General features: G+C 71.0%; 7 protein-coding genes. 3 read left to right on the forward strand and 4 right to left on the reverse strand.

From position 1 onward, the window contains the following. The first annotated feature begins 194 nt into the window (after positions 1–194). The 3 genes from KCQ71_RS22040 (at position 195) to KCQ71_RS22050 (ending at position 5197) form a co-directional block, all read left to right on the forward strand. A complete protein-coding gene (locus KCQ71_RS22040) occupies positions 195–2090 on the forward strand; it encodes an ABC transporter ATP-binding protein (protein WP_372454084.1) in 1896 nt (631 codons plus the stop codon). Between the two features lie 132 nt (positions 2091–2222). After that, on the forward strand, positions 2223–4772 hold the full coding sequence (locus KCQ71_RS22045) for a family 78 glycoside hydrolase catalytic domain (RefSeq protein WP_223410395.1): 2550 nt from the start codon (positions 2223–2225) through the stop codon (positions 4770–4772). 47 nt (positions 4773–4819) lie between these two features. Continuing rightward, positions 4820–5197, forward strand: a complete 378-nt coding sequence (locus KCQ71_RS22050; protein ID WP_223410398.1) for a VOC family protein — start codon at positions 4820–4822, stop codon at positions 5195–5197. A 96-nt stretch (positions 5198–5293) separates the two neighbouring features. Here the strand turns inward: KCQ71_RS22050 and KCQ71_RS22055 are convergent, their stop codons facing one another. From KCQ71_RS22055 to KCQ71_RS22070, 4 genes are all read right to left on the reverse strand, one after another. Next, positions 5294–5644, reverse strand: coding sequence for a UBP-type zinc finger domain-containing protein (locus KCQ71_RS22055; protein WP_223410401.1), 351 nt, complete (start codon positions 5642–5644; stop codon positions 5294–5296). Between the two features lie 28 nt (positions 5645–5672). Further along, on the reverse strand, positions 5673–6146 hold the full coding sequence (locus KCQ71_RS22060; protein WP_223410404.1) for a hypothetical protein: 474 nt from the start codon (positions 6144–6146) through the stop codon (positions 5673–5675). 111 nt (positions 6147–6257) lie between these two features. Continuing rightward, positions 6258–10892 (reverse strand): golvesin C-terminal-like domain-containing protein, encoded by a 4635-nt coding sequence (locus KCQ71_RS27785; RefSeq protein WP_223410407.1) that lies wholly within the window; start codon positions 10890–10892, stop codon positions 6258–6260. A 177-nt stretch (positions 10893–11069) separates the two neighbouring features. After that, positions 11070–15908 (reverse strand): NAD-glutamate dehydrogenase, encoded by a 4839-nt coding sequence (locus KCQ71_RS22070; protein WP_223410410.1) that lies wholly within the window; start codon positions 15906–15908, stop codon positions 11070–11072. Positions 15909–16086 lie beyond the last annotated feature (178 nt).

Consider the following 16086-nt stretch of genomic DNA (forward strand, 5'->3'; position numbering starts at 1 on the left):
TTCAACATCTTCAAGCAATGGCGCGCCCTGGCCACCCGCTACGACAAACTCGCCCTGACCTACCGCGGCGGCCTCGTCCTACGCGCCATCACCATCTGGCTCCGAGCATTAGGAGACACGCCCTAGGGCGCGTCGGCGTTCGCCGGCGGCGGAACGGTTGACCTGAACGGCGGTTGAGGTCGCATGCTCTGGGGATGAGTATGAATTTCAGCCACTGGCGCGCGCTCGAGTCGGCGATGCGCACGGACCAGCCCAAGCGAACCTTCACCCGCGCGACGCTCGGCCGGATCGGTGGGTTCGCCCGCCCGCACAAGCGCAAGCTGATCGGCTTCATCGCGCTGTCGGTGGTGGGCGCGGTGCTGACGGTGATGACGCCGGTGCTGGCCGGACGGGTGGTCGACGCCATCATCGCGGACGGCCCGGCGGCCACGGTGCTGCTGCTGGCCGTGGCGATCGCGGGGGTGGCTCTGGTGAGCGCGGGGGTCGGGCTGGTCTCCCGCTGGCTGTCCGCGACGATCGGCGAAGGGCTGATCCTGGACCTGCGCCGGGCCGTCTACTCGCACGTGCAGCGGATGCCGATCGCCTTCTTCACCCGCACCCGCACCGGCGCGCTGGTGAGCCGGCTCAACAATGACGTGATCGGTGCCCAGCGGGCGTTCACGTTCACGCTCTCCGGCGTGGTCACGAACGCGATCGCGCTGATCCTCACGCTCGCCGTGATGCTCCGGCTGTCCTGGCAGATCACCCTGCTCGCGCTGGTGCTGCTGCCGATCTTCCTGATCCCGGCCCGGCGGATGGGTGGGCGGCTGGCGCAGCTGGAGAAGGAGCGGGCGAACCTGAACTCCTCGATGACCACGCAGATGACCGAGCGGTTCTCCGCTCCCGGCGCCACCCTGGTGAAGCTGTTCGGCCGGCCCGAGGCGGAGGAGGCCGAGTTCGGCGCCCGGGCCGGGCGGGTCGCCACGATCGGGGTCCGCACCGCGATGGGACAGGGCGTGTTCATGCTCGCGCTGACTCTCGTCTCCGCGCTCGCGCTCGCCCTCGTCTACGGGCTCGGCGGCTGGATGGCCGTGGCCGGATCCCTCGAGGCCGGCACCGTGGTCACCCTCGCCCTGCTGCTCGGCCAGCTGTACGGGCCGCTGACCGCGCTGGCGAGTGCCCGGGTCGACGCGATGACGGCGCTGGTCAGCTTCGAGCGTGTCTTCGAGGTGCTCGACCTGCCGCCGCTGATCGAGGAGCCCGCCGAGCCCACACCGCTGCCGGCCGGGCCCCTGGCAGTCGAGTTCGACGACGTACGGTTCGCCTACCCGAGCCCGGACAAGGTGTCGCTGGCCTCCCTGGAGGAGGTTGCCACCCTGGACCGTCGCGGTGGCGTCGAGGTGCTCCATGGGATCTCGTTCCGGGCCGAGCCGGGGCAGGTGGTGGCGCTCGTCGGGTCCTCCGGCAGCGGGAAGTCGACCATCGCCTCACTGCTGCCGCGGCTCTACGACGTGGACTCCGGGGCGGTCCGGCTCGGCGGGGTGGACGTCCGGGACCTCGCATTCGCGGACCTGCGCGGCGCGCTCGGGATGGTCACGCAGGACGGGCACCTGTTCCACGCCTCGGTCGCGGAGAACCTCCGCTACGCGGCGCCGGAGGCCACCGATGCCGACCTCTGGCAGGCACTCGAGCGGGCACGGCTGGCGGACCTGGTGACCAGCCTTCCGGACGGGCTCGAGACCGTGATCGGTGAACGCGGCTACCGCTTCTCCGGCGGCGAGCGGCAGCGGCTGACCATCGCCCGGCTGCTGCTCGCCAGGCCCCGGGTGGTGATCCTTGACGAGGCGACCTCGAGCCTGGACGCCACGTCCGAGGCCGACGTCAGCGCCGCCCTCGGTGCGGCACTGGAGGGCCGCACCGCGCTCGTGATCGCGCACCGGCTCTCGACGGTCGTCGGCGCAGACCAGATCCTCGTGGTCGAGTCCGGCCGGATCGTCGAGCGGGGTACACATGCCGAACTGCTGTCCGACGGCGGCCGGTACGCGCAGCTGTACCGCACCCAGTTCGCGGGTGGCCGGGAGGGGGACGGCGCGGTACCGGTCCGGTCCTGACCGCCGATCCGGCGCGTGGAAATCGACACGTGCGTTCCCGGCGGTGACGTGTACGGTCAGGGGTGGCAGGAGGGGGCGTTCCCATCCGTCGGCCGCAATGTCGACGACACTTCCCGGAGGTTTCTCAGCACCGTGCCCGGCCTCGATCAGTCAGCGCCCCTGGATCTCCGCCTCGAGCGAACCGAGCAGGCTGGGTGCCTGGGCACACCCACACCGCACCTGGGATGGCGTCACGCCGCCGGTACCGGCCCGCAGGACGGCTACGAGGTGGAGCTCGTACGGGGCTCCGCCGGCCCGGCGACCGTCGCGGTGACCGGCGCCGGCGGTGCCGAGCAGGTCGCGGTCGCCTGGCCGCACGAGCCGCTCGCCGCCGGTGAGGTCGGCTCGGTGCGCGTGCGCACCAGCCATGGCGACGGCGGGTGGTCGCCATGGAGCGAGCCGCTCACCTTCCACGTCGCACCCCTGGCGCCCGAGGACTGGGTGGCCCGGTTCATCTCGCCGCGGCACCTGGCCGGGCTGGACGACCCGGCCCCGGTCCTGGCCGGCACCGTGACCGTGGGGCCGGGGCTCGTCGGAGCCCGGCTGCTGCTCTCGGCTCTCGGTGTGGTCCGGGCCCGGATCAACGGCACCCGGGTCGGCGCCGACGAGCTCACGCCCGGCTGGACGAGTTACCACAAGCGGCTGCGTTTCCACGGCTACGACGTCACCGACCTCCTGCGTGAGGGCAGCAACGACATCGACGCGCTCCTCGGCAACGGTTGGTACCGCGGTGCGCTCACCTGGGACCTGCGTCGCGACCTGTACGGGGACCGGTTGGCCCTGCTCGCCCAGGTCGAGCTGCGCTACGCCGACGGCCGCGTCGAGACCGTCGGCACCGACGGCAGCTGGCGGGCCCATTCCTCGCACGTGCTCTCGGATGACCTGTACGGCGGCCAGCACACGGACCTGCGCCTGCAAGGGGTGCACGGTGCGGCCGACGAGGTCGACGAGCTCGACGTCGACCCGCGGATCCTGGTCGCGCCCGAGGGCCCGCCGGTGCGGATCACCAAGGTGGTGCCCGCCGTCGACATCGTCCACAGCCCGACCGGAAAGCAGATCGTCGACTTCGGCCAGAACCTCGTCGGCTGGGTCAACCTCACCGTCCGTGGCCACGCCGCCGGGGACCGCATCACCGTCCGGCACGCCGAGGTCCTCGAGCACGGAGAGCTCGGCACTCGGCCGCTCCGGAAGGCGGAGGCGACGGACACCTACGACCTCGCCGGCCCTGAGGAGACCGAGCTCGCACCGCAGCTGACGTTCCACGGCTTCCGCTACGCCGAGGTCACGGGCGTCGACGAGCTCCGACTCGAGGACGTCAGCGCCGCCGTCGTGGGCTCGGAGCTGACCCGCACCGGGTGGTTCACCTGCTCCGAACCGATGCTCGAGCAGCTCCACGAGAACGTGGTGTGGGGCACCCGCGGCAACTTCCTGGACGTCCCCACCGACTGCCCGCAGCGGGATGAGCGGCTCGGCTGGACCGGGGACATCCAGGTGTTCGCGCGCACCGCCGCGTTCCTGTTCGACGTGGACGGGTTCCTGTCCTCATGGCTCCGGGACCTCGCCGCGGACCAGCGGCCCGACGGTGGGGTGCCGGTGGTCGTCCCGGACGTGCTCCGTGACGACAACGTCATCGCCACCGCCTGGGGGGACGCGGCCACGATGGTTCCGTGGGTGCTGTACCGGCGCTACGGCGACCTGGACCTGCTCCGGCGGCAGCTGCCCTCGATGCGTGCCTGGGTCGACCGGCTCTGGGCCGAGGCCGACGACTCCGCACTCTGGCGCACCGGGTTCCAGTACGGCGACTGGCTCGACCCCACGGCCCCACCGGAGGATGCCGCCGCGGCCCAGGCCGACCCGCACGTGATCCAGCAGGCATACCTGGTGCGCTCCACGGAGATGCTGGCGTGGTCCGCGCGAGCCCTCGGCCAGGGTGCGCTCGCCGAGGAGTACGAGGACCTGGCGGACACGGCCCGGGCCGCGTTCCAGAACGCGTACGTGGCACCGGACGGCCGGGTCACCTCGGACTGCCAGACCGTCTACGCCCTTGCCCTGTGCTGGGCGCTGCTCGGTAGCGGCGAACAGGTCGAAGGGGCCGGGGAGCGGCTCGCGACCCTGGTTCGGGAGGCGGACGCCACCGTCGCGACCGGGTTCGTCGGCACACCGCTGATCCTGGACGCACTGGTGATCGCCGGGCACCCCGAACTCGCCTACGCGATGCTCCTGCAGACGCAGAACCCGTCCTGGCTCTACCCGGTCACGATGGGGGCCACCACGATCTGGGAACGGTGGGACTCGATGCTGCCGGACGGCTCCATCAACTCGGGCGAGATGACATCGTTCAACCACTACGCGCTCGGCGCCGTCGCCAACTTCCTGCACCGCCGGGTGGCCGGCCTCGTCGCGATCGCTCCCGGCTACCGGGAGGTCGAGGTCGACCCGCTCACCGAGGGTCCACTGACGCACGCCGGCGCGCGGCACCTGAGCCCGTACGGCGAGATCGCCGTCTCGTGGGAGAAGCAGCCCGACGGCGTGGTGCGGCTCGACGTGAGCGTCCCGCCCGGCGTGTTGGCTCGGGTGTATCCGCCCGGGGTGAAGCGGGGTTCGGTCAAGGTGGGCGCGGGGGAGCATACGTTCAGCGGATGAGCGGGCCCGGGTGAGGTGGCCCGGGCCGGTGACAGAGGGAGGAAGCCGTGGCCACGCTGCGGGAGATCGTCATCGACTGCCGGGACGCGCCGGCACTGGCCCGGTTCTGGGCCGCGGCCCTGGACGGCTACGAGGTGCGCGCGTACGACGACGCCGAGGTGGCCCGGTTGGCGGGCCTCGGGCTCACACCCGAGACCGACCCGACGGTGGCGGTCGACGGACCGGGTCCCACGCTGTTCCTCCAACAGGTGCCGGAGGTCAAGACGGTCAAGAACCGGGTGCACGTCGACCTGTCCTCGAACGACCGGACGGCCGAGGTGGCCCGGCTCGTCGACCTCGGTGCGCGTGTGGTGGCGCAGCAGGACGGCTGGACGGTCCTGGGGGACCCGGAGGGCAACGAGTTCTGCGTGGCCGACGAGCACTGACCCGGCGACGCTGCCCCGACCGCGCCCGGTACGGCGCCGGTCAGCGGCGCACGTGCGCCCGGGCAGCCCGCCGGACCGCGCCCGCTACGGCGCCGGTCAGCGGTGGATGTGATCGAGCCAGTCCGCGGGGACGCGCCCGGCCGGCCCGGGCGCCGGCTGGTCGACCGGGTGCGACGTCGGCGGAGCCAGGTCCGGACCGGTGACCGTGGCCTCGGTGCGGAAGTTCCAGTACCAGTCCTCGCCCGGCTCGAACGAGCGCATGAGCTCGTGCCCGGTCTCGCGGAAGTGGGCGGTGGCGTGCTGACCGGGGGAGCTGTCGCAGCAGCCGACGTGACTGCAGGCGGCGCACCGGCGTAGGTGGACCCACCAGGCGCCGCGGCTCTCACACTCCTGACAGCCGGTCCCGCTCGGTGCGGCCGTGGTGTCGATGTGGGTGGCCTCGGTCATCGTGGTGCCTCTCGCTCGTCAGGGATGGTCAGCCGGTCGTGACCCGGTCGCGCACCACGTCGATCCAGCCCGAGTGCACCTTGGCCCGATCGAGATAGTCATGCAGCGGCTCGCCGTCGGCGCGCACGGCGACGCCGAGCAGCAGGAGCGCCTGCCCGCCGCGGGTCACCTCCATGAGGGTGCGCAGGTCCGCCGGCCAGGTCAGCACCGGGCCACGCTTGGTATGCGTCAGCGCGAGGGCTTCGGCGTCCGGCTCCGCGGGCACCGGTTCGATGCGGAACCGGGGCTTGACCGTTCGGGCGAACACCGGCGGGTCCTCTGCCTCGAACCGGTCCGCCTCGGGCAGCCCGAGCGCCTCGGCCAGGTCGGCGATCACACCCGGGTCGTCGGTGGGAGTCAGCACGAGGTAGGGCAACCGGCCCGTGATCGTCGATACGGAACCGGTGGCGAGGTCGATGGAGGTGTGTGCGACTCTCCGCAGGACGTGCTTCGTGGCGCCCATGCGCGACCGGGCCCCTTCCGAACCGACGGCGGCAGCGATGACTATGACCTAACGTACCCGGCGCGGGCAGCTTTGTGACCCCCGTTCGGGACACGGATCTGCCTGCCGGCGTCACACGGCGCCGACCACGGGCTCGAGGCGTGCGGCATCGCTGCGGAAGTGGCCCGACGACGTCGTCTCCAGCCGGATCTGTGCCGTGTCGGGCGTGAGGTCGAAGAAGCCGAGCTGTCGCCACGCGCCGGCATCGGCCTGCTGGTCGACGACGACCAGCACGTCGCCGTCGGCGGTCACCACCGTGTAGGGGGCGGCCGTGGTGGTGGTCGCGTTCCCGGGGAACCAGACGCTCACCCGGTACCGCCCGGCCGGGACGTTCGCGGTCCAGGAGCACGCCGCCCCGGTGAGTCCGCCGGCGTAGCGGCTGGCGCTGCCGTCGTGCCCGGGCAGGCTGCTCGGGCTCCAGGTCCCGGACTCGGCGTAACCCGGATCCTCGTTGTCGATCTGGAACGTGCCGGCCGCGTCCGGTGCCGTGATCGCGACGGCGGTGGACGCGCCTGCGTCACCGATGCTGAGCACGATCTCGTGCTGGGAGCCGACGACCGCATCGGCGGGTGCGGTCAGGGCGAACTCCACGTCCACGGAACTCGCGGCCGCGAGGTCGATCGGGACCGCCTCGGGCACCACGGTCCAGCCGGGCGGTGTCCGGACCGTCACGTCACCCCGGACCGGGGCATCGCTCTGACTGCGGATCGTCGCGGTCAGTGTCGTGGCGGCACCGGGCGCCGGAACCGCCGGGGCCCGCAGGGCTTCGATGGCCGGACGCAGCAAGGCCGCGTCGACCGGAAGGAAGCGGGTGGCGTCGATCCGGTGGTACCCGGGGTTGCGCACCTCCACCTGCACGAACCCCTCGGAGCCGGCCTCGAACTCGAAGCGGCCCAGCGGGAACCAACCGTTCGCGCCGGCCTGCTGGTCCACCTCGAACTCGTCCACGCCGGCCAGGTGGTGCACGCTGTAGATGGCCGCCCGGGTGGTCTCCGGGTTCGTGGGGTACCAGATGGCGACGTCGTACAGGCCCGCGGTCCGCAACTGCGGCCGCCAGGTGGCAGTGCCGCCGAGCTTGCCCTCCTCGCTGAACCGGGTGGCCGTGCCGTTCCAGCCCGCGAGCGTGCTGGGCAGCCAGAACCCGGCCTCCGTGTACCGCGGCCACAGGTCGGCGTTGTCGACGATGACCTCCGTCCCGGCGATCTGGATGGTCAGCGCGCGCTCGGTACCGTTCTCCAGGGTCGCCACCAGGCGGTGCCCGGTGCCGGGCCGGGCGGTGGCCGCCGAGGTGAGCGTGACGCTGTACTCACGTTCCTGCCGTCCGGGTACCTCGTAGAAGACCGTGGTGGCCGAGGCGGTCCACCCCGCGGGCACACTCAAGGTGAGTGCACCGCTGCGCGCGAGCGGGCCGACGTTCAGGACGGCGAACGTCACCTCGGTGGACTCGCCGGGCAGGTCGAGGCGGGCCGGCGCCGCCGTGAGAGCCGAGATCCGCAACGGCTCGAGGACGTTCACCTCGGCGCCGTCGAGGGCGGTCGTGCCACCGGACCAGGAGGCGACGGCGGTCAGGGCCACCGGCCCGGCGGGCTGGGCGCCGGGGACGGTGACGTCGAAGGTCCAGTCGGCGGAACCGGTGGCCGGTACCAGGGCCGGTGCGTCCACGGCCGCCGGGGTCCAGCCGTCCGGCAGACCCAGCTGGACCTGCGCCGAGGACAGCGCCGTGGCGGTGCCGTTGCGGACCCGGACGCGGGCCCGGAGAGTGTCGCCCGGCGTGGTGTCCGGGCTGATCTCGATCTCCCCGCAGGCGTCCACGCCGGGCGGGCAGACCCCGGTGACCGAGGCTGGGAGCAGGAGCGTGTGCTCGGCCGTGGTCACGTCACTGTTGGTGAGCCGGTAGCTGAATATGGCGGCCGGATCGTCCACGCCGATGGACCACTCGAAGGGGAACACCTTCTCCGGCGCGTCCTGCCAGGGCCCGTCACCCACCCGGTAGCTCAGGCCGGTGGGCGTCTCGGTATCGATCTGGACGTAGGCGTCGTACCCGTCGCGGGCGGGCCGCGGCAGCAGCAGCGCACGGGCGAGGCCGAAGTTCGACGCCGGGTCGGTGTCCTCCTCGTGGAAGCTCGCTCCGGAGCGGTCGGTCGCCGTCGGCTCCCAGTGCCACGGCACGTCCATGGTCACGCCACGCACCACCACGGCGCGCAGTCCCTTCGCCGGGACGAGCACCCGCAGCCGGCCGCCGCGGATCGTGGCGCTCTCGCGGGTTCCGTCCATGTTGATCAGCTCGGCCTCGTACTGGTTCCGCGGGTGGATCCCGGTCAACTCCGGCGAGAACGTCACGGTGGCCATGGAGGGGGTGGTCGTCTCGCTCGTCAGGCTGAGGTAGAGGCTGTCGTTGCCGACGGCGGTGATCCAGTTGAGCTGGTGGTCCGAGAGGTCCACGATGCTTGGTGGGAAGTACGGCCAGACACCGTCCTCGCCGTAGAACGAGCCGGGTGCATGACCATAGGTGGAGTACTTGAAGAACACGTAGTTGGACTCGAACTGGCGCGGGAAGCTGATCTGGCCGGCGGACCGCGTGAGGTGCTCGGTGATCAGGTAGTCCAGGGCCAGACCGAGCTGGGCCGGGATGTGGTGGAAGTAGATGCAGGTGGTCCCCGGCGGGCCGGTGAGCGGGAAGTCCGGCTTCATGTTGGCGGCCACGAACTGCCGGTTGTAGTAGCCCGGGTAGTTGGTGAACCGGCCGACCACCAGGTTGTGGGCCACCTCGCGGATCAGAGCGTCACCGGTGTGCTGGGCCAGCCGGAGCAGGAACGGTGCCCAGACCGGGATCATCGAGAACCCGCCCCCCGGGTTCTCGATCCCGCGGCCGATCTTGAACGTGCTCAGCTGCTCGAAGGTGACACCGCTGGTCGAGACGGTCCAGGCGGGTACCGACTCTGCTGCGATGTCGTCGAGCGGATAGTCCGGCAGCACCTCGCTGTCGTACCACCGGTCGAGCTGGGCATCGATGAACGGTTGGTTCGGGACGGTGACGTTCCCGCGCGGGATCGGGCGCACCTGCGTCTGGGTGATGTAGCGGCGCGCCTCGGCGAGGGAGGCGTCGAGGAAGTCGGTGTCCCCGGTGAGCTCGAACAGGACGAGGAGCTCGGTCCAGGCCTTCGAGTAGTTGTAGCCGAAGTCGTTCTCGCCCCGGTTCGTCGTGTACGCGGTGACGATGTTGTCCCGGAGGTAGCGCCGCCCTTCGGCCGTGGCCTCGGCGAGGTAGGCCGGGTTCCCGGTGAGCTCATACGCCTGCAGTGGCGTACTCATCGGGGTCCGGGCGTCCTTGGCGGGGCGTCGCGCGATCATTCGCATGGCGAGCTGATGCAGGCCGCCGCTCTGGCCACGCGTCTGCCGGTAGAGCGGGACGAGGGTGGAGGCGTCGCCGGCGATCTGCCCGACGCGGTACTTCTCGAGGCTGCCGTAGACCGGCTTTCCCTTGATCGGCGAGTGCCCGACGTCGGCCCGGGAGAGCTGGTACTCGATCAGCGGGCGGGCGCGGCGAGCGTAGAGGTCCGGGGTGCCGGTGAGGTAGAAGGCGGCGAGCAGCACGCCCGCGATCGGGGTCCGGACCGACTGGTCGTTCTCGATGTCCACGAAACCCTTCGCGCGGTTCCACCATCCGCTGAAGGAGGGGATGAACGTCTCGCTGTCGTCCTCCGAGGGCTCGATCATGGTCAGGTCGATGAGGTTGAACACCGTCTGGGTCAGCGAGGTGCCGAACACGTTCTCCCGGTAGTCGGTGTAGCCGTACTCGTCATGGACCACCTCGGCGTACGCCTCGTGGAGCGGTCCGGGCAGGGCGCAGATCCCGAATGCGTAGCCGAACGCCTCGCCTGCCTCGAGGGACGAGCGGCGCCCGGCCTGTGGTGCGTACGCGACGGGCTGGACGTCGCGGGTGTCGTTGCGCAGGCTCATCCCGAACGGTTGGCCGTCCGGTCCGAGCTCGCGTTCATGCTCGAACTCCAGGACGTCGCGGGGTGTGTAGAGCCCGAGCGTGACGGCAACGCCGCCGACCTGCTGCTCGGCCAGCGTCATGGGCGCCATGAGTTCCCAGGCGCCGAGGGACTGCGCGTCCTCGATCACCCGGGCGTGCTGGCGGGAACCGCACAACACCTCGTCCACCTCGTCGCCGGACCGGGTGTCGAACGATTGGTAGCCGACCACGTAGTGCTGGGCCTGTGCCGCGGTGACGGTCCACTGCACCTCGGGGTTGTCCCCATCGAGGTTCCAGCGCACCACGAGGTCGTACGCCTCGGGCACGCTGCTGCGCAGTTCGACGGTGCGCCGCCCGACCTGCTCCATCGAGTCGAACGCCACCCAGTTCGGGTGCATCGACGCGTAGTAGTCGTTGGGGCTGCCCTCCTCGCCGGTGAGCACCACCCACTGTTCGTCGAAGCGCTGGTCGGGTGAGGTGACCGGCAACCAGCCGGACGAGGTGCGCACCTCCAGATCCCGCACATAGGTGCCGCCACCGGTCCAGGTGGCCCGGTGCATGGTCAGGCGGTGGCGGGGCCCGGTCACCCGGAGCAGCTCGGTCACCTCCAGGTCAGGCATCTCGATACGGCGCAGCGCGTCCGGTAGCGGTGCGTTCGTCACGGTGTCCGCGGCGGCCGCGGTGGGATGCAGGGCGCCCAGGACCGGGGGCAGGACCGCCGCGCCCACGAGAAGGCGTATCGCCGACCGGCGGGAGATTGCCCCAACACTATTTGGGGCAGCGATCGAATCTATGGCTTCATCGCGCATGTGGTAGATAGTGCATGCACCAGCGCAAGAGCGTCAAGGAAATCACCGGCACTCGTGCCCGTGCAGTCGATCGGTGGATGCGGGCGAGCAGTGGCGTCAGCGCACCAGGGAGCGCAGGCTGCGCAATGCGACCGACAACGGTGCCACGTCCGCGCCCTCGAGCGCCGTGATGGTGGCCACGGATTCCTGGACTCGAGTCAATGCCGTGCCCGCGGTCGCGGCCCACTGAGCCAACCGTTGCTCGGGGTCCGTCTCGGCGGGGGTGGCTGCCTGCACCGTGCGGGTGAGCGAGGCGAGGGTCCCGTAGAGGTCGTCGCGCATGGCTGCGCGCGCGAGCGCGTCCCAGCGGTCGTCGAGCGGCAGCCCGGCCACCCGGATGAGCAGGTCGTCCACCTGGAACCGGTCGGACACCGCGAAGTACAGGCCGGCTACGGCGGTCAGGTCCTCGCCGGAGGCGGCGGCGAGCTCGACCACATCCAGCAGGGACAGTGCGGGCAGCAGACCGGCCGCACTCTCGGCCAGCTCGGTCGGCACACCAGCCTCGGTGAGGGCGGCGACACGCGCATGGAACCGGTCCAGTTCCGCGCCGCGCAGCAGGTCAGGTAGTTGCGTCGTCAGCTCGCCCACCGGCTCGGCGAACTCGGCGACGGCGTCGGCCACGTCCAGCGCCTCGGGGCGGTGCTGGACGAACCAGCGCGAGCTCCGGTCCAGGAGGCGCCGGTAGTCGAGGTAGAGCTGGGTCTGCACGGCGGCGTCCACCCTGTTGTCCAGAGCCTCGACGGCCGCGACGAAGCGCTCCATGGCGAAGATCTCGCGGCACGCGACGAACGCCCGGGTGACCTGTTCACTGGAGGCGCCGGTCTCGTCGCCGGCGCGGAACGCGAAGGTGATGCCACCGCGGTTCACCATCGAGTTCACCACCGAGTTGACGATGATCTCCCGGCGCAGCGGGTGCTCGGGTAGCCGGTCGCCGTACCGCTCCTGCAGCGGTGCCGGGAAGTACTCGGCCATGGTCCGCGTGAACCACGGCCCGTCGGCGAGGGAGGTCGGCGCCAGGTCGGCCTTGAGCGCGAGCTTCGCGTACGCGACCAGAACCGCGAACTCGGGCCTGGTCAGGCCCTGGCCGGCGGCGTCCCGCTCGGCGATCTGCCGGTCGGTGGGCAGGAACTCGAGGGCGCGGTCCAGGTCGCCGCGTCCCTCCAGCCATTGGATGAGCCGGTGGTGCACGGCGAGCATCTCGTGTGCGTGGGCGCGTGAGTTGCCCAGGAGCACGTTCTGCACGTAGTTGTCCCGGAGCACCTGCGCCGCCACCTCGTCGGTCATCGACGCGAGCAGCTCATTGCGCTGGTCCAGGGTCAGCTCCCCGTCGCGGGTGAGCGCGGTGAGCAGGATCTTGATGTTCACCTCGCGGTCGGAGGTGCCGACCCCGGCGGAGTTGTCGATGGCGTCGGTGTTGATCCGCACCCCGTGGATGGCCGCCTCGATCCGGCCCAGTTGACTCACGCCCAGATTGCCGCCCTCGACGAGCACCTGGCAGCGCAGTTCGCGCCCGTCCACCCGGATCGCGTCGTTCGCCCGGTCGCCGATCTCGGCGTTGGCCTCCGCGGACGACTTCACATAGGTGCCGATGCCGCCGTTGTAGACGAGGTCCACCGGGGCGAGCAGGATCGCGTGGATCAGTTCGGCGGGCGTCAGGCCGGTGACGTCGTCCGCCAGGCCGAGCACCCGCCGGGTCTCCGGGCTGATCGGCACGGACTTCGCCGACCGCGAGAACACGCCACCACCGGCGCTGATCAGTTCCGGCGAGTAGTCGGCCCAGCTCGAGCGTGGCAGCTCGAAGAGGCGACGCCGCTCGGCGAAGGAGGCTGCGGCGTCGGGCGCGGGGTCGATGAAGACGTCCCGGTGGTCGAAGGCCGCGACGAGCCGGATGTGCTCCGACAGCAGCATCCCGTTGCCGAACACGTCCCCGCTCATGTCCCCGATGCCGACCACGGTGAAGTCCTCGGTCTGGGTGTCCACACCCATCTCGCGGAAGTGGCGCTTGGTCGACTCCCAGGCACCGCGGGCCGTGATGCCCATCTCCTTGTGGTCGTACCCGGCGGACCCGCCGGAGGCGAACGCGTCGTCGAGCCAGAAGCCGTACTCCGCGGAGATCGAGTTCGCCAGGTCGCTGAAGGCGGCGGTGCCCTTGTCCGCTGCCACCACGAGATAGGGGTCGTCATCGTCGTGGCGCACCACGCGCGCGGGCGGGACCACCTCGGAGCCGACCCTGTTGTCCGTGACGTCGAGCAGGCCGCGGATGAACGCCGAGTAGGCGGACCGGCCCTCCGCGAGCCACGCGGCGCGGTCGGCTGCCGGATCCGGCAGCCGTTTGGCGAAGAAGCCACCCTTGGAACCGGTCGGCACGATCACGGCGTTCTTGACCATCTGGGCCTTCACCAGGCCGAGCACCTCGGTGCGGAAGTCCTCGCGTCGGTCGCTCCAGCGCAGCCCGCCGCGGGCGACGGCGCCGAAGCGCAGGTGCACGCCCTCCACCTGCGGCGAGTACACCCAGATCTCGAACCGTGGCTTCGGTGACGGCAGACCGGGCACCAGATGGCAGTCGAGCTTGAGGCTGACCCGGTTGACGGGTTCGCCGTCGTCGCCCACCTGGAAGTAGTTGGTGCGCAGGGTCGCGCCGATGATGCCGACGAACGAGCGCACGATGCGGTCCTGGTCCAGGCTCGCCACCTGCTCCAGGTCTGCGTCGATCTCGGCGGTGATCCGGTTCTGGGCGGCGTCCCGATCGCCGGCCTCGGCGTGATCGGGGTCGAAGCGTGTCTCGAACAGGGCCACCACCCGTGCGGCCAGGCGGGGGTTCGCGACCAGTGCCGCCTCGAGGTACTCGACGCTGAACGTCGAGCCGATCTGCCGGAGGTAGCGGGCGATGGTGCGCAGGATCACCACCTGCCGCCACGTCAGTCCGGAGTGCAGCACGAGCGCGTTCAGGCCGTCGCTCTCCGCCCGGCCGCCGTCTACGGCGAGGAAAGCGTCCTCGAACTCGGCGGCCGTGTCGGCCGTCGCGTCCCAGAGGTCCGCGCTCGCGGTGCGCAGCCCGAAGTCGTAGATCCGGACGGTGTCGTCGTCGGAGTCGCCGGTGATCAGGTACGGACGCTCGTCGGCAACCACCACGCCGAGGTGGCTGAACGTGGGCAGCATCGCGGTCAGGCTCAGCGGTTCGCGGCGGTAGACCTTGAGTCGTCGCTCGGTCGGTTCGCCGCGGTCCGGGTCGTACAGGTGCACCCTGGTGTCGCCAGGCGTGAGGGCCTGCAACTGGGCCAGGTCGTAGGTGGCGGCGTCGGCGCCGAAGTCCTCCTTGTACGCCTCCGGGAAGCCGTGCACGTAGCCGCGGCCGGCGCCTGCATCATCGGTGGGGGAGACGTGCAGCGCGTCGAGGAGGTCCTCCTCCCAGGTGCGGGTCGCCCGCAGCAGCCGTTCCTGGACGGCGGCCGTGTCGACGTCCGGGATGTCGGAGCCGCGCGGGACCCGAACCACGAAGTGCAGCTGGGCCAGTGGCGACTCGCTCACCCGGGTGGTGAAGTCGACGTGCTCGGCGCCGTAGGCCTCCCGCAGGATGGCCTCCATCCGCAGCCGGACCACCGTGTTGTACCGGTCCCGGGGGATGTAGACGAGCGCCGAGACGAACCGGCCGAACTCGTCCTTGCGCAGGAACAGCTTCGCCTTGCGGCGCTCCTGCAGGTACAGGACGTCGGAGGCGACGCTCCAGAGCGTGTCGACGTCGGTCTGGAACAGTTCGTCGCGCGGGTAGGCCTCGAGCACCCCGAGCAGGTCCTTGGCCGAGTGCGAGTGGGCGGCGAAACCGCTGCGCGCGAGGACGGCGCGGACCTTCTCCGCGGCGATCGGGAGGCGCAGGACCGAGTCCGCGTACGCCGTCGACGTGAACATCCCGAGGAACCGGCGCTCGCCGGTGACGTTCCCGTCGGCGTCGAACGTGCGGATGCCGATGTAGTCCAGGTACACGGGCCGGTGCACGGTGGCCCGGGAGTTCGCCTTCGTGATGGTCAGCAACCGCGGTTCGCGGGCGTTCTCCTGGGCCTCCGGGCGCAGCCGCGAGTACTCGTGGTCGGCGCCGGGATCGCCACGGAGGATCCCGAGCCCGCTGCCGGTCACGGGGCGGAGCACATCCTCGCCGTCGACGGTGTCGAGGGTGTACTCGCGGTACCCGAGGAACGTGAAGTGATCGTCGGCGAGCCAGCGCAGGAACCTCTCGGTCGGCTCGACCTCGTCCGGGTCGACCGTGGGCGGCGCGCCCGCCTCGAGCTGGCGGCCGAGCTCCTCGCACGCGTGCCGCATGGCGGCCCAGTCGACGACGGCGCGGCGCACGTCCCCGAGGACGGACTCCAGGCGAGCGGTGAGTTCGGTGCGGGCGGCCTCGGTGGGGATCTGGTCGATGGCGATGTGCATCCACGACTCGACCGTGCCGGCAGCGGTCGGCGGACGCTCCTCACGGACCGCGGTGAGCGCACCGGCGGGGTCCCGGCGGACCACGATCTGGGGGTGCACGATCAGATAGACGACGCGCCCGTGGTCGGACAGGGCGGCGGTGACGGAATCCACCAGGAACGGCATGTCATCGGTGCAGATCTGCACGATCGTGTGCTTGCTCGCCCAGCCGTCCTCCGACAGGGTCGGGGTGAACACGCGCACCAGGGTCTCGTCGGCCCCGCGGTGCTCCGCCAGCGCCGACATCGACCGGACCATGCCGAGGACGTCACGGGGTTCGCGTTCGGCGAGGTCCTCGGTGGCGACGTGCTCCAGGATCCGGTCCACGAGCGGGGTCAGGTGGCGTTCGTCGGTCTGTTCGGCGAGGTCGGTGACCGCCCGGAGGATGGCCTCTCGCGTCGATGCGGTCGGGACGGTCGCTGCCGAGTTCATTGCCCACCAATTTGAGTCGCTTCCACGCCTGTGTACCCGATTGGCGAGTCTATCCAGATTGTGAGACGCGGGCAGGTCGAGCCGCGCAGCCGGTCCGTCGCCGACGTCGGCGAGGGCACGGGCAGTGAGGCCGGTCACAGTCGCGACATGATCGGGCCCAGGATCCGTCGAGTTCGGC

Source organism: Occultella gossypii (assembly GCF_019947135.1).
Lineage (GTDB): Bacteria > Actinomycetota > Actinomycetes > Actinomycetales > Beutenbergiaceae > Occultella > Occultella gossypii.